Origin of the sequence: Mycetocola spongiae, assembly GCF_020424085.1 — a bacterium.
Lineage (GTDB): Bacteria > Actinomycetota > Actinomycetes > Actinomycetales > Microbacteriaceae > Mycetocola > Mycetocola spongiae.
In genome coordinates this window covers 2679556-2698506 of sequence record NZ_CP080203.1, presented here as the reverse complement: position 1 = coordinate 2698506, position 18951 = coordinate 2679556, and the positions used below count along the sequence as shown (strand labels likewise).

Annotated in this window: 16 protein-coding genes and 1 riboswitch; of the genes, 3 read left to right on the top strand and 13 right to left on the bottom strand. The window is 67.9% G+C overall.

Annotated features, from left to right (window positions below; genetic code table 11):
- Window positions 1-215: 215 nt before the first annotated feature.
- From KXZ72_RS12380 to KXZ72_RS12370, 3 genes are all read right to left on the bottom strand, one after another.
- Entirely contained in the window at window positions 216-2033 is a 1818-nt protein-coding gene (locus KXZ72_RS12380) for a DNA polymerase Y family protein (protein WP_226081238.1), read from the bottom strand.
- Window positions 2030-3034, bottom strand: a complete 1005-nt coding sequence (locus KXZ72_RS12375; protein WP_226081237.1) for a hypothetical protein — start codon at window positions 3032-3034, stop codon at window positions 2030-2032. The genes KXZ72_RS12380 and KXZ72_RS12375 overlap by 4 nt, the downstream gene beginning before the upstream one ends.
- A 226-nt stretch (window positions 3035-3260) precedes the next feature.
- Window positions 3261-4196, bottom strand: a complete 936-nt coding sequence (locus KXZ72_RS12370; protein WP_226081236.1) for an aldose 1-epimerase family protein — start codon at window positions 4194-4196, stop codon at window positions 3261-3263.
- Between the two features lie 74 nt (window positions 4197-4270).
- Here KXZ72_RS12370 and KXZ72_RS12365 point away from each other — a divergent pair, with 74 nt between their 5' ends.
- Entirely contained in the window at window positions 4271-4660 is a 390-nt protein-coding gene (locus tag KXZ72_RS12365) for a VOC family protein (protein WP_226081235.1), read from the top strand.
- On the opposite strand, the gene KXZ72_RS12360 is transcribed toward KXZ72_RS12365, so the two are convergent.
- The 3 genes from KXZ72_RS12360 to glyA form a co-directional block, all read right to left on the bottom strand.
- On the bottom strand, window positions 4657-6249 hold the full coding sequence (locus KXZ72_RS12360; protein WP_226081234.1) for an ABC-F family ATP-binding cassette domain-containing protein: 1593 nt from the start codon (window positions 6247-6249) through the stop codon (window positions 4657-4659). The genes KXZ72_RS12365 and KXZ72_RS12360 overlap by 4 nt on opposite strands.
- A gap of 379 nt (window positions 6250-6628) precedes the next feature.
- Window positions 6629-7504 (bottom strand): bifunctional methylenetetrahydrofolate dehydrogenase/methenyltetrahydrofolate cyclohydrolase, encoded by an 876-nt coding sequence (locus KXZ72_RS12355; RefSeq protein ID WP_226081233.1) that lies wholly within the window; start codon window positions 7502-7504, stop codon window positions 6629-6631.
- On the bottom strand, window positions 7504-8775 hold the full coding sequence (gene glyA / locus KXZ72_RS12350) for a serine hydroxymethyltransferase (RefSeq protein ID WP_226081232.1): 1272 nt from the start codon (window positions 8773-8775) through the stop codon (window positions 7504-7506). Before glyA ends, KXZ72_RS12355 begins: the two co-directional genes overlap by 1 nt.
- Before the next feature lie 42 nt (window positions 8776-8817).
- Window positions 8818-8925: riboswitch (ZMP/ZTP riboswitch) on the bottom strand.
- Window positions 8926-9095: 170 nt separating this feature from the next.
- Between glyA and KXZ72_RS12345 the strand changes: the two genes are divergently transcribed.
- On the top strand, window positions 9096-9518 hold the full coding sequence (locus tag KXZ72_RS12345) for a hypothetical protein (protein ID WP_226081231.1): 423 nt from the start codon (window positions 9096-9098) through the stop codon (window positions 9516-9518).
- Here KXZ72_RS12345 and KXZ72_RS12340 read toward each other — a convergent pair.
- Window positions 9515-10966, bottom strand: coding sequence for a serine hydrolase (locus tag KXZ72_RS12340; RefSeq protein WP_226081230.1), 1452 nt, complete (start codon window positions 10964-10966; stop codon window positions 9515-9517). The genes KXZ72_RS12345 and KXZ72_RS12340 overlap by 4 nt on opposite strands.
- A 95-nt stretch (window positions 10967-11061) precedes the next feature.
- On the opposite strand from KXZ72_RS12340, the gene nagA reads away from it, so the two are divergent.
- Window positions 11062-12216, top strand: a complete 1155-nt coding sequence (nagA, locus tag KXZ72_RS12335; protein ID WP_226081229.1) for an N-acetylglucosamine-6-phosphate deacetylase — start codon at window positions 11062-11064, stop codon at window positions 12214-12216.
- A 75-nt stretch (window positions 12217-12291) separates the two neighbouring features.
- Here the strand turns inward: nagA and mnhG are convergent, their stop codons facing one another.
- Genes mnhG through KXZ72_RS12305 form a run of 6 tightly spaced genes read right to left on the bottom strand, consistent with a single transcriptional unit; the run spans window position 12292 to window position 18655 of the window.
- Complete coding sequence (gene mnhG / locus KXZ72_RS12330; RefSeq protein ID WP_226083525.1) at window positions 12292-12777, bottom strand: monovalent cation/H(+) antiporter subunit G; 486 nt, start codon at window positions 12775-12777, stop codon at window positions 12292-12294.
- The gene (locus tag KXZ72_RS12325; protein ID WP_226081228.1) at window positions 12777-13043 is read right to left on the bottom strand and encodes a monovalent cation/H+ antiporter complex subunit F; all 267 of its coding nucleotides are present in this window, start codon (window positions 13041-13043) and stop codon (window positions 12777-12779) included. Before KXZ72_RS12325 ends, mnhG begins: the two co-directional genes overlap by 1 nt.
- Window positions 13040-13621 carry a Na+/H+ antiporter subunit E gene (locus KXZ72_RS12320; RefSeq protein WP_226081227.1) on the bottom strand — a complete coding sequence of 194 codons (582 nt, stop codon included), beginning with the start codon at window positions 13619-13621 and terminating at the stop codon, window positions 13040-13042. Before KXZ72_RS12320 ends, KXZ72_RS12325 begins: the two co-directional genes overlap by 4 nt.
- Window positions 13618-15177: a Na+/H+ antiporter subunit D gene (locus KXZ72_RS12315; RefSeq protein ID WP_226081226.1), complete on the bottom strand. Its 1560-nt coding sequence runs from the start codon at window positions 15175-15177 to the stop codon at window positions 13618-13620. The genes KXZ72_RS12320 and KXZ72_RS12315 overlap by 4 nt, the downstream gene beginning before the upstream one ends.
- Window positions 15174-15704: an NADH-quinone oxidoreductase subunit K gene (locus KXZ72_RS12310; protein ID WP_226081225.1), complete on the bottom strand. Its 531-nt coding sequence runs from the start codon at window positions 15702-15704 to the stop codon at window positions 15174-15176. The genes KXZ72_RS12315 and KXZ72_RS12310 overlap by 4 nt, the downstream gene beginning before the upstream one ends.
- Window positions 15701-18655, bottom strand: a complete 2955-nt coding sequence (locus KXZ72_RS12305; RefSeq protein WP_226081224.1) for a Na+/H+ antiporter subunit A — start codon at window positions 18653-18655, stop codon at window positions 15701-15703. The genes KXZ72_RS12310 and KXZ72_RS12305 overlap by 4 nt, the downstream gene beginning before the upstream one ends.
- Between the last annotated feature and the right edge of the window lie 296 nt (window positions 18656-18951).

Sequence of the window (18951 nt, the reverse complement as noted above, 5' to 3'; positions counted from 1 at the left end):
TGCCCGGGCGGCCGAGGGTGTCGAGGTGGCCGGGGACCCCGGGAACGGCGGGTATTCCCCTCGGTATCGCGGTGAAAGAGCCGGGGTGCACTCGCGTAGTGGGCCACAAACCGGGGGCGCTACTCCCGGGGACGGGACGGGCCGAGGCCGTGGGATTCGGGGTCGCGGAACCGGCGGCGATAAAACCGCGGAACCGGGAAGCGGGGGTGGCGCGGCTAGTCATAGCGGGCCTCAACCCACCAGGAGTGTTCACCGTGAACGGCCAGCCATCCGTGTCCGCTCTCGTCCACAAGCTGGAAGCGGTCGGCCCGCCCCGAGGCCGCGGAACCCGCCCACCAGCGTTCCCGCACGGGCCAGGGCCCCGCCCAATCGCCGAGCGCAAACGCGCGCTCCCCCGGGACCGCGCGCGGCGCCCCGGAAGAACCCGCGGCCGGGGCCGGATCCGTTCGGGCGGGAGGGAGCCGCCCCGCGGGTGGATCGGCGGGAAACAGGGCAACCACGCGCGATTCCGGCCCGCGCGGCAGGCCGCGGGACTGCCCCGAGACCTGCCCCGCCACCGCGCCGCCACGCGCCGCACCCCCGCTCACCGCCGTCCCCCGCCCTTCGCCCGCACTCGCCGCAATCCCGCCGGCCACGGCCCCGGCCCCCGTCTCGGCGGCGGGCGTCGCCCCCAGGAATAATATGCGCGGGGCCGCCGAGACAGCCCCCCGCTCGTCTACCGTGACCGCCTCCCCCGCGGCATCGCATACGCGCGCTGGACGCGGCGGATCAAAAACGAGCCCCGGGGCGGAGCCCGGCAGCCGCCCGGGCCACGGCGCCGACTCCCCCGCGGCCGCGGGTGCGCGATCACCCCAGGGCACCAGCGTGGTGCGTTCGCGCGGGGAACGGCCGCCCGTGATCGCCGCCGTGAGCACACCATCGTGGCCCACCATCCCCTGTAGCCTGGTGAGGCCGTTATGGATGCGGGTATCGGGGCCCCCGCCCCAGAGGCCGGGCTCGTGGGTGCCCGCGGATTCCAGGGTCTCCGGCTCCACCCGCAGCCGCGCCACGGCCTCGGCCAGGCCGCTGCCCGCGCCGCCCGCACCCTGCAATTGCCAGCGCACGCGGTCAAGCACATCGCCCGCGTTAAGCCAGCGCGGATGCAGCCAGCTGCGCGCCGAAAAACCCCCGCGCTCCCCCGTGACCTCCACCCGGATGGCCGTGGCCACCAGCTGCACCTCGGCAAGCCCGTGGATAAACCGTTCGGCGGCCGAACGGAAGCCAAACGCGATCTGATCGGCGCGATCCAGCGCCGGCTCAAACTCCACCATAACCGCGAGCTCGGCCGCGGGGATCCGCGGGCGCACCCGGCGCGGATCCTCCCCCGCGGCGATCAGGTGGGCCTGCACGCCCTCGGCCCCAAACCGCTCGCGCACCGCCGCGCGATCAAGCCCGGCAAAGGCCCCCAGGGTATGCAAACCGAGCTTATGCAGCAGCACCGCGAGCTCGGGCAGCCCCAAAACATCCACCGGCAGCGGCGCCAAAAACGCGGGCGAGGTATCCGGGGCGGCGCTGCGCACGCGGCCCGGACCCGGCGTAAAGGCCACCCGCTGGGCGGCAAAAATACCATCGGCGATGCCCACCACGGCGCCCGTGGCAAGCGGATCCTCCAGCGCCGCAAGCAGCCGCTCCGCGGCCTCGGACTCTCCCCCGTAATAGCGGGCGGGGCCGCGCGCGGGCAGCAGGCAGAGGCCGGGCCGCAGCAGTTGAATGCCCGGCACGATCTGTTCCAGCAGGGCAATCAGCGGATCAAAGAGGCGATGATCGGCCGCCTCATCATAGGGAATCACCACGAGTGTGGCGCAGCGCTCCTGGGCCTCGCGCAGCCGCAACCCCCGCCGGATACCTTCCCGGCGGGCCGGCGCGTTGGCCGCAAATATCTCTCCGCGCAGGGACAGCGCCACCGGGGCCTCCGCGGGCAACCGTTGCTCGCGCGCGGCGGCATGCACCGACCAATCGGGGATCCACAGGGCCATCACCCGGGCCGCGCTCATCGGGGCACCCCCGAGACGTCTCGCGGGAGACGGCGCGGGCCACGCGCGGTTTCGGGCACGGCCAGCGATATCGGCACGGATACCGGGGCCCCGCCGCCAAGCCCACGCCCGGCCGGGGAGGGCTCGGGGGAAAATAAAAACCCACGCGCGAGCGCCGCGCGCGGCCGGCCCGGCGCACCGGGGGTTGCCCCCCGGTGCGGGCTGGGCCCCGACCCGATACCCCGGGCCGGGGCCGCGGCGGGCGTCCCCTCCGCACCCGCGGCGGCGCGCCCGCTCCGGGCCTCACCCTCCACGGGAAATACCCCGGGGCCCTGCGGCAGGGCAACCCCGCCGGCCTCGGGAAAGCGCAGCGCACCGCGCCGCGCTCTCCCCGCGCGGTCGGTGATATCGATCCCCACCTCGCGGGACCCCAGATAGCCGTGCCCCGCGCCGATCTGCTCCCAGCGGCTGCCGCGCGCCCGGAGCGTGGCCTCGCTCTGCGGCCAGTCGCCCAGCGTGATGAGGGTGGCACCGCGCTGCCGCAACCGCGAGCTCAGCCGGGCCACCTCGCCCGCGGGCAGCCGGGAGGGAGGGCTCGCGAGCACCACGGTGACCACATCGGCGAGCGCCGCCGTGACCTCCAGCCATTCCCGCCCCGGGCGAGGAACCAGCACCAGGCGTTCGAGGTTGATGCCGATCTGCGCGGCCGCCTCGAGCCCAAACTCGGGCAGCCCCACCACCCCGCACCAGGCCCCGGCCGCGCTGGGCCCGGCCATGAGGGCCATCGCGAGGGAGACCGAGTCTTGCACCGAGTAGACGGCGCCCGCCCGCAGCGCCCGCCCGGGAAGGAGCCGTGCCACGGGCTCGGACGTCGGTAGCGGCTGGGACTCTAGTTCCGAGCGCTGCATCGAGGAGATGCGCTCGCGTAGCCGCGCCACGGTATCGGATTGTTCCGGCACCGCGGCGCCCGGGGCCGACCCGGCGGGGGCCGGATCGGGTACGGAGGCAAACGCAAGAGACATGCCCTAATATTCGAATAGATATTCGATTAAGTCAATTGCCGCGGCGTGTCCGCCCCGCGCCGCCACCACGCGCAGAAACGACCGCAATTACGCGTATTTATGGGCCTTAATCGCAAAAAGCCCGCCGAATAAAACCCCTATTTAGCGATAAAAGACCCCCGGGCAACCCTCGAGTAAAGAGTGAGGTAATTAGAATATTTATTCCCCTCAGACCCGGCCCCGCGGCTTAGATTCCGTGCGTAGTGACACCCCAGCTGGCACCCCAGGTCTCGCCCGGCGCAATCCGATACAGCCCCTCCCCGGAGTTAAACGCATTGGCCGGGGCGCTCATCGGTTCCAGGGCCACCACGGCATGGGGTCCGGGATAGCTCGTGGGGTTAAAGACCTGCCAATAGCCCAGCGCCTCATCCCCCCATACCCGCACCTCGCGTCCGCGGTCATCGGCCAGCACATGCGTCACGCGCCCGTCCACCACCGCGCCGCCGGTAAATCCGTGATCCAGCACTACCTCGGAGAGCGGGCGTCCCGCGCGCAGGTCAAAATCTCCCGAGACCGGCACGGCACCGGTGGGGATCTGGTTTCCGTCCACGGTGAGCACCGTATCGCAGGCGAGCGTGAGCGTGAGCTTTTCCGCCGGCACCCCCGCGATCGTGAAATACGGGTGTGCCCCGAAGCCCGCCGGGGCCTCCTCGGCCGAAAGATTACGCAACCGGTGCGTGACCGTGAGGCCCGCGCCGGAGAGCCGATACTCCACCTCGGTATCCAGGTGGAACGGGTAGCCGTGCTGCGGATAGACCGTGGCGGCGAGCGTGATGGCCGCCTCCTCGCGCGCCAGCACCCGATACGGGCTGAAGCGCAGCAGCCCGTGGATCGCATTGGACTGCGCGGGCTCGGTGATATCCAGCTGCTGCGGCTCACCCCCGTGCTGCCACAGCCCGCCGGCCACCCGGTTGGGCCAGGGGGCAAGCACAATGCCGCTGGCCATCGGCCGCGGCAGATCCGCCGGATACGGGGCCAGCACGTCCACGCCGCGCACGTTCAGCACACGCAATCCCGCCGCCACCTCGGTGATTTCCGCCCGAATCTCGCCCGCGGAATCGCGATGGATCAGCTCAAAGATTTCACCATTGGGGCCGGGGGTCTGGGCGGTATCGCTGAGCATGGGGCTCTCCTTCGATTGCGGGTTCTTCTCCGAGCGTAGTGGGTGATGTCACCCCCTTCCAGTACCCTGTTTTTATGTCACTTAGCTTTGGATTTATTGGCCTCGTTACCCGCGATATGGCCGCCACCCTGGGGTTCTATCGCACGCTCGGTTTTGAGATCCCGGCCTCCGCCGATACCGAACCCCATGTGGAGCTCACCCCCTCGCCCGGCGTGCTGATCGCCTGGGATACCGAGGAGACCATCCGCGGCTTTGACCCCTCCTGGGTGGCCCCCACCGGCTCCCACCGGGCGGCCCTCGCCTTTTCCTGCGAGAGCCCCCTCGAGGTGGACACCACGTATGCCACGCTGGTGGAGGCCGGCTATCGCGGGCATGTTGCGCCCTGGGATGCCTTCTGGGGTCAGCGCTATGCCACGCTCCTCGATCCGGACGGCACGTCCGTGGATCTCTTCGCCGCCCTCTAGGAGCGCGCCGTCTCGCCGAGCCCACCCCCGGTTGTTATCTCCAGGTGCAGGGTGATTCCCAGCCGGCCCAGGAATTCCTCATCGTGGCTGACCACCAGGAGCGCCCCGTGGTATTCCCCCAGCGCCTCGACCAGGCGATCCACGCTGCCGATATCGAGGTTATTGGTGGGCTCGTCCAGGATCAGCAGCTGCGGCGGCGGATCGGCAAAGAGGAGCCGGGCGAGCGCCACCCGGAAGCGTTCCCCGCCCGAGAGTGAGCCCACGGGCCGGTTCACGGAATCCCCGCGCAGGAGCAGCCGGGCGAGCAGGTTGCGGATCTCCCCGGGGCTCGAACCCGGGGCCACCTCGGCCACGTTATCCAGCGCGCTGGAGTGGGCATCCAGGCCGTCCAGGCGCTGGCTGAGATAGCCCACCCGCTCGGTCAGGAGCCGGCCGGCGGGTCCCGGCCCGGAGATCAGCGCCCCGAGCAGCGTGCTTTTACCGCTGCCATTGGGCCCGCGCAGCGCCACCCGCTCGGGCCCACGAATCACAAATTCGCGGTCCGGGCCGCGCAATTCGGCGATGCGCCGGCCGGCGGCCACCTCCGGATCGGGCAGCGTCAGGTGCAGGGTCTCCTCCTCGCGCACCCGGGCCTCGGCCGCGCGCGCCGCGTCCCGCGCGGCCTCCAATCTTTCGCCGCTGCCGGTCTTCAGCTTGCCCGCGGATACCTGCGCCGAGGCCTTATTCTGGTTCATCACCAGCTTCGAGGCGGTGCGGTTCTCGAATTTTTTCTTGCCCGTGCGCACCCGCCGCGCGAGTTTAATCTCCGCCTCGGCGCGCTGTTTTTTCTCCGCCCGGATCGTCTGTTCGGCGGCGCGCCGGGCCTGGATCGCGGCTGCCTGTTCTCCGTCCAGGGCCTCCCGCCAGGCGCTATAGGGCCCGCCAAATACAGTGAGTTCCCCGGCATAGATCTCGGCGGTATTATCCATTTTTTCCAGCAGTTCCCGGTCGTGGCTCACGATGATGAGCGTTCCCGGCCAGGAGTCGATCAGCGTATAGAGGTGCTCGCGCACGCGGCGGTCCAGGTTATTGGTGGGCTCATCCAGCAGCGTGATCGGGGTGCGGCGCACCCGCAGCCCGGTCAGCGCGATCAGCATCGCCTCGCCGCCGGAGATGCCGTCCACGCGCCGCTCCAGCGTCGTATCCGCAAGCCCAATCGCGCGCAGTGCCTCGATCGCGCGGGACTCGATATCCCAGTTATCGCCCACCGTCTCAAAGTGTTCCTCGGCGATATCTCCCGATTCGATCGCGCGCACGGCGCCCAGGATCGGCGCTATTCCCAGCAGATCGGCCACGCTGGCCCCCACGTCGAGGATCAGGTTTTGCGCCAGATAACCCACCTCCCCGCCGGTACGAATCTCCCCGGTCACGGGCTGTAGCCGCCCGGCGATGAGCCGCAGCAGCGTGGATTTGCCGGAGCCATTGGCCCCGATCAGCCCGGTTTTTCCGGGCCCAAAGCTGCCCGAGATCGCGGCCAGGGCGGGCTCGCCATCGGGCCAGTGGAAACCGACATTATTCAGGGTGATCGAGGAGTGTAGTGCTGATGACACGATGGTGTCCTTCCAAAAATGCGCAGGCTGCGCCCGGGATGCCCCGCGTGCGGGACGGAAGGGAACCCGCCGCGGCGGGCGTGCCCCTCGCGCGCGGGCACGCCGAAGGGCGATCCCACGCGGGAGATAGACACCGGGGGTGGACGGGAGCCGGAATACCGGGACTCCGCCGACGCGGGTGGGAGCCTTTGCTCAACCACCTGCACCACCCTGCGGGAGGGTTAGGCCCTGTCTATCTCGTCAATCTCCATGCCTCGACCGTAACAGCCGCCCCGCGGGCGGTCAATTCGCCCGCTGCCCACGCCCCCGGCGCGGGAGCCGCGCGCGCAAAAAAAGAAGGGGATATCGCGCCGCGATATCCCCTCCCGTATTCCGAGTATTAGAGCCGCTCGGCGGCCTCAACCACATTTTTTAACAGCAGTGCCCGGGTCATCGGACCCACCCCGCCCGGATTGGGCGAGAGGAAACCTGCCACCTCGGCCACGGCCGGATCCACGTCTCCTGAGAGCTTGGCCCGTCCGCTTTCGGTGGTTCCCACGCGGGTCACGCCCACGTCGAGTACCGCCGCGCCGGGCTTCACCCAGGAGGCCTGCACGAGGTGCGGGACACCCACGGCGGCCACCACGATATCGGCGCGGGAAACCTCCGCGGCCAGATCGGGGGTGCGCGAGTGGGTCAGGGTCACGGTCGCGTCGATGCCCTTGCGGGTCAGCAGCAGCGAGAGCGGGCGCCCCACGGTGATGCCGCGACCGATGATGGTCACGTGCTTTCCGGGGATGCTCACGCCGTTGCGGGTGAGCAGCTCCACGATTCCGGCGGGTGTGCACGGCAGCGGCGAGTCCAGCTCGCCGCCCACGCCCAGCACCAGCTTGCCGAGGTTGGTGGGATGCAGGCCATCGGCGTCCTTGGCGGGGTCGATGAGCTCCAGCATTTGATTCTCGTTGATGCCCTGCGGAAGCGGAAGCTGCACGATATACCCGGTCACGGCCGGGTTCTCGTTCAGCTCGCGGATGGCCGCGCTAATGGTCTCGGCATCGGCGGTCGCGGGCAGGTCCACGCGGATCGACTCGATTCCCACCTCGGCACAATCGCGGTGTTTGCCCGCCACATAGGAGCGGGAACCCGCGTCATCCCCCACCAGAAGCGTGCCCAGGCCCGGGGTGATTCCCCGGGCCCGCAGCGCGTCGATGCGGGTGCGCAGCTCCTCCTTGATGGCGGTGGCCGCGGCCACCCCATCCAGTCGCTGAGCCGTCATTACTGGGCGAGGCCCGGGTACAGCGGGAAGGCCTCGGTCAGTCGGGCCACGCGGGCGCGCAGCGCCGGGAGGTCCGCACCCGGGCGCAGGGCCAGGGCGATCACATCGGCCACCTCGGTGAACTCGGCATCGCCGAAGCCACGGGTTGCCAGCGCGGGGGTTCCGATGCGCAGACCCGAGGTGACCATCGGCGGGCGGGGGTCAAACGGAACCGAGTTGCGGTTCACGGTGATGCCCACCTCGTGCAGCGCGTCCTCGGCCTGCTTGCCGTCCAGCTCGGAGTTGCGCAGGTCCACCAGCACGAGGTGCACATCGGTGCCCCCGGTGAGAACGTCGAGGCCCGCGGCCTTGGAGTCCTCGGCGGTCAGGCGCTCGGCGACGATCTTGGCGCCGGACAGCGTGCGGCGCTGGCGGTCGGCAAATTCGGGGCTCGCGGCGATCTTAAACGCGGTGGCCTTACCGGCGATCACGTGCATAAGCGGGCCGCCCTGCTGGCCGGGGAATACGGCGGAGTTGATCTTCTTGGCCAACTCCACCTCATTGGTGAGGATGAAGCCCGAGCGAGGACCACCGATGGTCTTATGCACGGTGGAGGAGACCACGTGGGCGTGGGGCACGGGCGAGGGGTGCACGCCGGCGGCGACGAGCCCGGCGAAGTGGGCCATGTCCACCCACAGGGTGGCACCCACCTCATCGGCGATCTCGCGGAAGGCCGCAAAATCAAGCTGACGGGTATAGGCCGACCAGCCGGCGATGATGACCTGCGGCTTATGTTCGCGGGCCTGGGCGCGTACCACGTCCATGTCTACGAGGAAGGTTTCGGGGTCTACACCATAGGACACGGCGTTATAAAGCTTGCCGGAGAAGTTGAGGTGCATTCCGTGGGTCAGGTGGCCGCCGTGGGCGAGCTCCAGGCCGAGGATGGTGTCGCCGGGCTTGGCGATCGCGGCAAGAACCGCGGCATTGGCGGTGGCGCCGGAGTGCGGCTGTACGTTGGCGTATTTGGCTCCGAAGAGCTCCTTCACGCGGGCAATGGCGAGGTTCTCGGCCACGTCCACGGCCTCGCAACCGCCGTAATAGCGGCGGCCGGGGTAGCCCTCGGCGTATTTATTGGTGAGCACGGAGCCCACGGACTGGAGCACGGAGACGGGAACAAAGTTCTCGCTCGCGATCATTTCCAGATAGTCGCGCTGGCGGGCAAGCTCCTGATCCAAAACCGCGGCAATTTCCGGGTCTACCTCGGACAGGGGGGCGTTAAATACATCGGTCAAAACTGGCTCCTTTTATGACATCGGCGGACAGCAAGGGTTATCCGTATCGGCCCAGGCGTGCGGTCGAATCCGTGTCGGTCGCTCCCCGATGGTGACCATCTTGAGCGGATCACCGAGGTGAACCCACATACGCCAGTCGCGACGGATTCAGCCTAGCATCTGCGCGCACCCCGCGGGGTGAAAACCCGGGGGCGGGGCCGTCCGGCTCCTCCACGCACGGAGGAACCATGGGGCGAATTCCCGGCCGATTCGCGCGGCGCGGTGCCGTGATCGGCCTCTCCTCGTTTCTCCCCCGCAACGCATAAGGACGGTGAGTCTCAGTGAACGCAGCCCTCCCCGGGCGCGACCCCGCGCCTTCCCCGGTATATGTCATCCCGGGCACCGCCGCCGCAACCGCCGCGGGTTTATGGCTCGGGGCCCGGGGCCCCTTCGCGGGCCCGCTGCTCTCAGCACTCGCCGCGCCGGGAATAGCCGCGACCACGGCCGCGCGCACGGGCCCACCGTCCCGGCCCCTCGCCCCGCCCTCGCCCCGGCTGCGGTCGCTCGCGATCGGCCTGGCCTGCGTTGAGTTCATCCCGTCAGTGCACTCCTGGCGGCACCCATCGGTCCCGCCTCCCGCCGCGCTCTGGCCACTCCCCGGGCTCGCGACGATCTCCTATCGGCTGCTGGTGCTTCTGGTGCTGCGCCTGACCGGGCCCGCGCCGATGCCTCCGTGCGCGGCAGGCCGGGCCCCGGCGCCCTAGGGCGCGGAGGGCTCGGCAGCGAGCAGCGCGAGGGCGTCCTGGACCGGGCCAAAATAGATCATCGGATCGAGGACCGGGGCGGCTCCGGGATCGGCCACCTGGAGGGTGATCGCATAGAGTGCGCCCTCCGGGCCGGCCACCAGCCAGCTTCCGGCGAGGACCCCGGGGGCACTGCCTCCCTTAAACGAGAGGATATCCAGCCGGTCCGAGGGAACGGGCAGGCCCGGATTGGCCGCAAGAATCTCGGCCAGGGGCTCCCCCGCGGGGGTCTGGGCACGGCGGTGCAGGGCAAGCTGCGCGGCCTCCACCTCGGCGGGCGAGGCAAACCAGTCGAGCCCCTCGGTCCAGACCGGGCGCGTGAGTGCCGCCGGGTCCACCGTGATGGCGCCCGTGGGCACCCCCGCGAGCAGCGCGCGGCGCGCGCTCTCATCGCCGGTTTTCCAGGACTCGCGCACCCCGGGCTCGGCCGCCCAGCCCAGCCAGAACAGGTCGCGGGTGGTCAGGAAGGGAACGTTGCGGGCGGGCTGGCCGGGCTCCTCCCGCTGCCCCATCCGCGGCAGCACCGCCTCCACGGCCTCGCGCCCGAGGGCGGCGATCAGCAGGTCGGTGCCGGTATTATCGCTGATTTCGATGGCCTTTTGCGCTGCCTCACGCACCGTCACGGTGGCGCCATCGGGCAGGTTTTGCAGCTGCCCCGAGGGCAGGGAGCGGGTGCCCTCGGTCACGGTGAGCTCATCGTCCCAGCCGATTGTGCCGGCCTCGATGGCATCCACGAGCGCGCCCAAAACATAGAGCTTAAAGATGGACCCAAGCGGGCGCGGCGCGCTCTCGCCGGACTCCACGATCACCTCGGGGATATCGCCGTCCACTCGGGCCACGCGCAGCGAGGTATTGGAGGGCAGGCCCACCACCTCCTTGCCCACCTCCTCCCAGCTGGTCGCGGGAGTGCGCGGCGGGGCCACCGCACCAAACCACAGGGTTTCGATCAGATCGGATTCGTCCAGGATCAGCCGCATCGAGAGCTCCCCCGCCCCCTTGGACCCGGAGATCACACCCTCGGCCGCGACGTCCAGCGAGTCGAAGGAGGTGAGGGTCCAGGGCCGCGCCTCCTGCAGGTTTTTAAAGACCTCGATAAAACCCGCGGGGGTCACCTGCGCGAGGCTTCCCGGGGCCAGCAAAGCGGTGAGTTCGGCCTCGGTGGGCGGGGAGGCGGCGTTGAGCAGCTGGAGGACGGCACCGGCGCGCTGCCCCACCACGGTATCGGGAAGGACCGGCGGCAGAGACTCCGCGGAGGCACTCGCGGGCGAGCCCTCAGTGGGAGTAGCGGCGCAGGCACCCAGCCCCAGCAGCAGCGCGGAGCCCGCGAGCAGCGCCACAACGCGGCGCGAGGCGCGCCCGCGCGGGCGGGGTCCGGGGGCGTGCGGGGAGGGCCGATCCAAAAAAACCATATAACCAGTCTGCCCCGGCCTTCCGGCACGGTCCGGCCAAATCGGGAATTCGTTGGAGAGGTGTTACTTTCGCGCGGGCGCGGTAGGCTCGATTTATGCGCACCCTGATCCACTCTGCCACCCTGATCACCGGCGGCGTAGCCGTAAAACACGGCTGGGTCGAGTTCTCCTCCGATGGCCGGATCCTTGCCCGCGGCGAGGGTGATTCCTGGCGGCTGCGCGAGGAAACCGCCGAGCTCATCGACGCCTCGGGACAGATCCTCACCCCCGGTTTTATCGATATCCACGCGCACGGCGGCGGCGGGTTCTCCTATGAGGACGGCCCCGCGGCGGTGGACGCCGCGCTCTCGCTGCACCGCGCCCACGGCACCACCCGCTCGGTGCTCTCCCTGGTCACGGGGGATGTGGAGGAGCTGATGCGCCGCGTCGGGGTGATCGCCGATCTGGCCGAGGATAACCCGCTCATCCTGGGTTCCCACCTGGAGGGCCCGTTCCTCGATCCCGGGCATCGCGGGGCACACGATCCCGAGTATCTGATCGAGCCCGATATTCGCGATGTGGATCGCCTGATCGCGGCGGGCCAGGGCACCATCTGCCAGGTCACGCTTGCCCCCGAGCTGCCCGGTTCGGCGGAGGCCATTCGCCGCTTTACCGCCGCGGGAATCGCCGTGGCGGTGGGCCATACCGATGCCGATTATGAGGGCGCGCTGGCCGCGTTCTCCGCGGGAGCCAGCATCCTCACCCACGCCTTTAACGCGATGAACCCCATCCACCACCGCGCACCGGGCCCGGTCCTGGCCGCCGCCGATAGCCCCCATGTCACGCTGGAAATCGTGAACGACGGCGTGCACGTGCACCCGAGCGTTGTTGAGCTCGCATTTGAGATGGCCCCGGGCCGCGTGGCCCTGATCACCGATGCCATGGCCGCCGCGGGCAATCACGATGGCCACTATCTGCTGGGTACCCTCGGCGTCATCGTGACCGATGGTGTGGCCCGGCTCGAGGAGGGCGGGGCCATCGCCGGTTCCACGCTGACCCTCGACCAGGCGCTGCTGCGGGCCGTGCGCGATTCCCATATCCCGCTGCCCGAGGCGGTGCGGGCCCTCACCGAGACGCCCGCCCGCACGATCGGCCGCGGCAATGAATTTGGGGCACTCGACGTGGGCTTCGCCGCCGATATTGTGCTCCTGGATCAGGACCTGAGTGTGCTGCGCGTCTGGGCCGATGGCGAGCCTGTCCCGCGCGATTAGCGGCCCCGGGAAAACGGCACCGCGGTCCCGTTCCGCCCGCCGCGAGTCCGCACCGGGCCCGCGGCCGGGTGGCGCTTAGGCCCGCGTGGGGTCTTCGTCGATTGCAGGCTCGGCGGTGGGCTCCGAATAGTCCTCGGGATCGGGATAGTCCAGGCCCAGCAGGTGATTGCGCCCGCGCAGCTCATCGCGGATCAGCACATCACTGGTGAACTTCCCCGTGCGATAGGCCGCGCGGCCCACCATATGCGCCGAGATCGGGGCAGTGAGCGCCTGGAAAAAGATGATCGAGAAGCCCATCGTGATGGTGCCCACGGTGGGGGTGGAAAACACCACATCCGCGACCACCAGGATCACACCCAGCACCTGCGGCTTGGTGGCGGCGTGCAGGCGGGCAAGCACATCCGGGAACTTCAGCAGGCCCACGCCCGCGGCCAGACACATGATTGCAGCGCCCAGGACCAGCACCAGCGTGACCAGGTCGCGCCAGAAATCTCCGGTCAGCTCTCCCGTGGTGCTCGGATTGCCAAAGCCGTCCTCCACCATCGTATAAAGCGTGCGCATCACGCCTCCGCCTGATTCGACATAAAGCGGGCCACGCTCACGGAGCCGACGATCGCAAACATCGCAAGCACCAGCATGACCGGCAGGGTATTGGTATGGCGGTTAATGGCCATCTCGGCACCCAACGAACACATGATCGTGGCGACCAGCACATCCGAGGCCACCACGCGGTCCAGCAGGGTCGGGCCGGTCAGGATGCGATATACGGCGCATAGCGCCGAGGCACCAAACATGGCCACGATAATCCAGAGGATGACGGTCATCATTTTACCTTCCCCTTTTCGCATTTTTCGCGGTGGGCCCGGGTGACCCGTTCGGCCTCCACCCGGGAGCCGATCGCCATCACGAGGCGGCGCTCCGTGTCCAGGACCTCGCCGATGAAGTGCTGAATATCTTCCTCGTTATGCACGTCGAGGACGTGCACATAGAGGATGGAACTATTGCGGTCCAGGTCCACCACGATCGACCCCGGCACGATGGAAATGGCCGTGGCCGTCCAGCTCATGATCAGATCCGAACGGGTATTCAGCGGGATACCCACGATGGCATTGCTGGGCTTATAGCCCGGACCCAGCGAGAGCCACGCGATCTGAATCGATGCCCGCACGATGTCATAAAGCAACACCGCAAAAAAGACGATCACGCGCCAAATATTCACGCGCCCGCTGAGCTCCACGCCCGGCAGATAAAACACCACCGAGACACCCACCGCCACGATAAACCCGGTGAGGATCGTCAGCAGCGTGAAATTGCCCCAGAGCAGGCACCACAGCAGCACCAGGCCGAGGGCCAGCAGGAGCCGGCTAATGCCGGCGAGGCGTCGCTTTTCGGGACTGGGACTCATTGGAAGCCTCCCGGGAACACGGCGTTGACATAATTGGAGACGTCACCGATGGTGATCGCCGCGCGCTGCGCATAGGCGAAGATCGGGCCGGCGAAGATCGTCAGCAGCAGGGTCAGGCCCACCATTCCGGCGGTGGCCCCGACCATCATCTTGGAGGTCTGCTTGGTGGCCACGGTGCCCGAGTCCTCGGGGCTCTCCGCGAGCGATTCCAGCAGCGGCGAGGAATAGCCGTCCACCTCGCCGCGGGTGCGCCAGAACGCCATATTCCAGACGCGGGCCAGCGCATAGAGCGTGAGCAGCGAGGTCGCGGCTCCCGCGGCGATCACGATATAGGACAGCACGGTGCCGTTTTCCACGCCGGCCTGGAACAGGCCCACCTTGCCGAGGAAGCCCGAGAACGGCGGAATACCGCCGAGGTTCAGCGCCCCGAGGAAAAAGAGGACCGCCACAAATGGCGCTGCCTTAAGCAGCCCGCCGAGGCGGGAAATCGAGGTGGTTCCGCCCACGCGTTCGATCAGACCGGTGGAGAGGAAGAGCGTGGTCTGCACCACAATATGGTGCACCACGTAGTAGATGGTCGCGGTCAGCGCCATCTCGCCACCCACCGCGATGCCAAAGATCATATAACCGATATGGCTCACCAGGGTGAACGAGAGCAGCCGCTTAATATCGGCCTGCATGACCGCACCCATGATGCCCACCAGCAGGGTGAAAAACGCTATCACCATGAGGGGAACCTGCAGGGGCACGTCCACAAACATCACGGTATCGGTGCGGATGATCGCATAAACACCCACCTTGGTGAGCAATCCGGCGAATACCGCGGTGACCGGTGCGGGGGCCGTGGGATAGGAATCGGGAAGCCAGAAGGACAGCGGGAACACCGCCGCCTTGACCGCGAAGCCCAGCAGCAGCGCGGCGCATAATATCCACTGCACGTCCATCGGGAGATCGCGCACCCGCTCCGAGATCAGCGCAATCGTGACGGTGCCCGTGGCCCCATAGATCAGCGCAATCGCACCCACAAACAGCAGCGAGCTCATCAGGCTGATCACGATATAGGTCACGCCCGCGCGGATGCGGGCGCCGGTGCCGCCGAGGGTCAGCAGCACATAGCTCGCGCCGAGCAGCATCTCGAAGCCGACGTACATGTTAAAGAGGTCGCCCGCGACAAACGCGTCAAATAGACCCGCGGAGAGCACCAGATAGGCGGGGTGGAAGATCGAAACCGGAGTCTCGTTATCGTCGTCCACGATGCCCTGGCCGATTGCGAAGATCAGCACTCCCAGCAGCATCAGCGCCGAGACCAGGAGCATGATGGCCGAGAGCCGGTCCACCACCAGCACGATGCCCCAGGGTGGGGCCCACTCGCCCACGTTGACCACCACGGTGCCGGTCTGGTCCACCGCAACCAGCAGGACCGCGCTGATGGCCACCACGGCGGTCAGCGCAAGCACGCTCACGGTGATCTGAATCTTGGGGCGCTGACCAAAGATCAGCGCGATGGCCGCGCCGAGCAGCGGCAGGGTGACTACGAGGGGTACCAGCGCGTTCATTTGCCGGCCTCCCCTCGGTTATCTTCGGAAATCTGTTCGGATTGCGCGGGGATCATGCCGGTCGCGAACTCACCCGAGAAGCCCTCGCTGTGCTCGTTACTGGCGTCCAGTACCCGCTGAATGGCCTCATCGTCCTCGTCCACCTGGCGGAAGGCCTCCTCGGAGTCCTGCTCGGTATCGTGCAGGTGGTCATCGGGCAGGGTATCGCCCTCATCGCCGAGCTGCGCGAGCCACCAGGTGCGGTAGATCAGCGCAAGCACAAACGCGGTGACACCAAAATTGATGACAATCGCGGTGAGGATCATGATCTGCGGCAGCGGGTCCACCATGTCGGCATCGCCCGGGCCGCCCGTGACCAGGGGCGCGTTTCCGCTGTGCCCACTCATCAGGAAGATCAGGATATTGGTGGCGTTTCCCACCAGCAGGAAGCCGATCAGGAAGCGGGTCAGGCTGCGCTCAAGCATCACATAGATGCCCACCGAGTACATCAGCGACATCAGCAGGACGAGGGTGAGGGAGGCGCTCATTTTTTCTCTCCTCGTCGGCTCGAAATCCAGGCATCGTCATTGGGTTGCTGCTGGCCGGGGCTGAACTCATCGGTGCTCTCATCGGCGATATTGGCCAGGTCCTGCTGGCGGTCCACCTCGGCACCCAGCGAGCGCAGGATATCCAGCACCAGGCCCACCACCACCAGATAGACGCCAATATCAAAGATCGTGGACGTGCCAATGGAGATATGTCCCAGAACCGGAATATCCGTGGAGAGATATGCCGTGGTGAGAATCTCGGCGCCAAAGAACAGCGAACCAATCGCGGTACCCACGGCCAGGAACAGCCCCAGGCCGAGGAGTTTTCCGGCGTCGATCGGGATGGCCTCGCGCAGTTCGTGGCGGCCCCCCGCGAGATAGCGGAATACCAGGGCGAGGCCCGCGAGCAGGCCGCCGGCAAAACCGCCACCGGGCGAGTTATGCCCCACAAAGAGCAGGAAGATCGAGACCACGATGGCCGGGTGGAACATCAGGCGCACCAGCACCTCAAGCAGGATCGAGCGGTTGGCGCTCGCAATCGAGCCGCCGCCCACGAGCCAGGACTGGCGCTCCTCCAGATGGGTATTGGGCACATCGGGATCGGGCAGCGGGGCCATCCGGCGGGCGCGGGCACCCACCACGCGGCGGGCCACGCGCGGCAGCAGATCCGCGCGGCCGGAGACAAAGAGCAGGCTCGCGATACCGGTGGCAAAAACCACCAGCACGGAGATTTCGCCCATGGTGTCCCAGGCACGGATATCCACGAGCGCCACGTTTACCACATTGCGGCCGTGGCCCTCCTCAAACGCCAGCTGCGGCAGCTTCAGGGCGATCGTGGGCTCGCCGCGGGCACCCAGCGCGATCAGCGCGATCGCGCCCATGACCGCTCCGGTACCGATCGCGATGATCGCGCGGCGCACGCGGTGCACCCGGTTCACCAGCTTCTGGCTCTTGCCGGGCAGGCGACGCAGGACCAGCACAAACGCGATGATCGTGATGGTCTCGACCAGCGCCTGGGTCAGCGCGAGATCCGGGGCGCCGTGGAAGGCAAAAAGCGCGACCATTCCGAAGCCGGTCACGCCGACCAGGAGCACCGCGGCCATGCGCTTGCGGGTCCAGGCGGCGCCGAGGGTGGCCAGGGCCATGACCACGGCGATCACAACCTGCTGCGGATAGTCGAAGAGGCGCACCTCCTCGGGCCAGCTGCGGCCGATCACCGCGAGCGTGCCCAGGGTGAGAACAAAGACCACCAGGATCGTGGACAGATACTGGGGCAGGCCGCCGCGCTGGCCAAAGATTGTGACCTTCGCCGAGACGCGGTCCACCACGCGGGTGACCGTCCAATAGCCGCGCGAGGAGTCCACGAGGGGCGGCAGTGCCTCCTGCAGGCGGGCCACGCGGGCGCGCTGCCAGAAGATCAGGCAACCGATCAGGATCACCACTGCGGACAGGCCCAGCGCGGGCTCAAAGCCGTGCCACAGCGCGAGGTGCGCATGCCCCTCGCCCGGGAAGCTGCGCGGATAGGCCTCGACCCAGGGGTTCAGCGCGGTGGCGAAGATGCCCAGGCCAATCGAGGCGAGCGAGAGAATCGCGGGGGCCACCAGGATTCCGCGGTCGCGGTGGTGCAGCTTGGTGGCCTTCTGACCGCGGCGGGTGGCAAATGCTCCCCAGAAGAAGCGCACGCTATAGGCCACGGTCATGGCCGAGCCGAGCGCGGTACCGATCAGCGCAATCCAGCCAAAAACATCGCCGTGCAGCGCGGCATCAAAGAACGCACCAAATACGGCCTCCTTGGCGACAAAACCAAACAGGGGTGGCAGGCCCGCCATCGAGGCGATTGCGATTCCGGCGATCACGGCGAGGCCCGGCATGCGCCGGCCCAGGCCCGAGAGCTGACGCCAATCGCGGGTGCCCGCGGTGTGGTCGATGATACCCACCGAGAGGAAGAGTGTGGCCTTATAGACGGCATGGGCGAGCAGCAGCGCGATACCCGCGAGCGCGGCATCGGGCGTACCAAAGCCCACCACCACCATCAGGAATCCGAGCTGGCTCACGGTGCCATAGGCCAGGACCAGCTTCAGGTCGTATTGCCGCAGGGAGCGCCAGGCGCCCACGAGCATGGTCCAGACGCCCAGGCCGATCAGCACGGTCTTCCAGCCGGGGGTATCGGAATAGCCGGGGGCGAGGCGGGCCACCAGATAGATGCCGGCCTTGACCATCGCGGCGGCATGCAGATAGGCGCTCACGGGGGTCGGGGCGGCCATCGCGGCGGGCAGCCAGAAGTGGAACGGGACGATCGCGGACTTGGAGAGTGCGCCCACCAGGATCAGCAGGATGGCCACGGTGGTGGCCGGGCCCGTCAGCGCGGCCGCGACGATTCCCGAGAGCGAGGTGGTGCCCGCCTGGACCGAGATCATGATGACACCAACCAGCATCACGAGCCCACCAAAGGTGGTGACCAGGAGCGCCTGAAGCGCGGCTCCGCGGCTCTCCTTCTTGCCCGTATAGTGGCCGATCAACAGATAGGAGAGCACACTCGTGATCTCCCAGAACATGAACATCAGGATCGCGTCGTCAGCGGTGACCAGCCCAAACATGGTGCCGGCGAAGGCAAAGAGGAGCGCGGCAAAGCGGCCGAGACCGGGCTCGCGCGGGCTGAAATAGCGGGCGCAATAGATCAGGACCAGCGCGCCCACGCCGGACACAACCAGGGCCAGCAGCCAGGCGAGGGTGTCCATGCGGAAGGAGAGCGCCAGGTCCAGCTGCGGTACCCAGGGAATGAACTCGGTGATCGCGCCGTGCTCGCGGATGGTATTTCCCTGCAGCAGCGTCCAGACGAAGGTGCCGGCGGGGACGAGGGCGATGACGTAGAAGACCCTCGTGGAGAGGACACGGGTGAGAAATGGAGTCGCGACGGAGAGCACCAGGAAGATGGTCAAAATCGTCGCCATGAGGTCTCCGTCACGTGGGTGGCCTGAGGTAACCAATCTACCAAGTCCGCGCGGGGTCGCCCTACCGGTACGGCCAAAATTCCGGAATATTTCTGTCAATCGGGCCAAATTGGGACCCCAATTCGGAAAAATACGCGGAAAATTATTCGCTGTGCGCTCGCGGCGAACGGCCGTGTCCCGGCTTCCCGGCGGCACGGATATCGCGCCGAATATTGCGTCTTGCACGAATGTTATGTAGCCTCGCTTGCGCGTCTTGATACCCCATACGGCGGAAGCCCGCCCGCAGGACGTCTCCG

What these genes read in the sequence shown, in the direction of transcription:
- KXZ72_RS12380 (WP_226081238.1), bottom strand. Translation starts at nt 2,033, where the DNA reads ATGAGCGCGGCCCGGGTGATGGCCCTGTGGATCCCCGATTGGTCGGTG.
- KXZ72_RS12375 (WP_226081237.1), bottom strand. Translation starts at nt 3,034, where the DNA reads ATGTCTCTTGCGTTTGCCTCCGTACCCGATCCGGCCCCCGCCGGGTCG.
- KXZ72_RS12370 (WP_226081236.1), bottom strand. Translation starts at nt 4,196, where the DNA reads ATGCTCAGCGATACCGCCCAGACCCCCGGCCCCAATGGTGAAATCTTT.
- KXZ72_RS12365 (WP_226081235.1), top strand. Translation starts at nt 4,271, where the DNA reads ATGTCACTTAGCTTTGGATTTATTGGCCTCGTTACCCGCGATATGGCC.
- KXZ72_RS12355 (WP_226081233.1), bottom strand. Translation starts at nt 7,504, where the DNA reads ATGACGGCTCAGCGACTGGATGGGGTGGCCGCGGCCACCGCCATCAAG.
- KXZ72_RS12340 (WP_226081230.1), bottom strand. Translation starts at nt 10,966, where the DNA reads ATGGTTTTTTTGGATCGGCCCTCCCCGCACGCCCCCGGACCCCGCCCG.
- nagA (WP_226081229.1), top strand. Translation starts at nt 11,062, where the DNA reads ATGCGCACCCTGATCCACTCTGCCACCCTGATCACCGGCGGCGTAGCC.
- mnhG (WP_226083525.1), bottom strand. Translation starts at nt 12,777, where the DNA reads ATGCGCACGCTTTATACGATGGTGGAGGACGGCTTTGGCAATCCGAGC.
- KXZ72_RS12325 (WP_226081228.1), bottom strand. Translation starts at nt 13,043, where the DNA reads ATGATGACCGTCATCCTCTGGATTATCGTGGCCATGTTTGGTGCCTCG.
- KXZ72_RS12320 (WP_226081227.1), bottom strand. Translation starts at nt 13,621, where the DNA reads ATGAGTCCCAGTCCCGAAAAGCGACGCCTCGCCGGCATTAGCCGGCTC.
- KXZ72_RS12315 (WP_226081226.1), bottom strand. Translation starts at nt 15,177, where the DNA reads ATGAACGCGCTGGTACCCCTCGTAGTCACCCTGCCGCTGCTCGGCGCG.
- KXZ72_RS12310 (WP_226081225.1), bottom strand. Translation starts at nt 15,704, where the DNA reads ATGAGCGCCTCCCTCACCCTCGTCCTGCTGATGTCGCTGATGTACTCG.
- KXZ72_RS12305 (WP_226081224.1), bottom strand. Translation starts at nt 18,655, where the DNA reads ATGGCGACGATTTTGACCATCTTCCTGGTGCTCTCCGTCGCGACTCCA.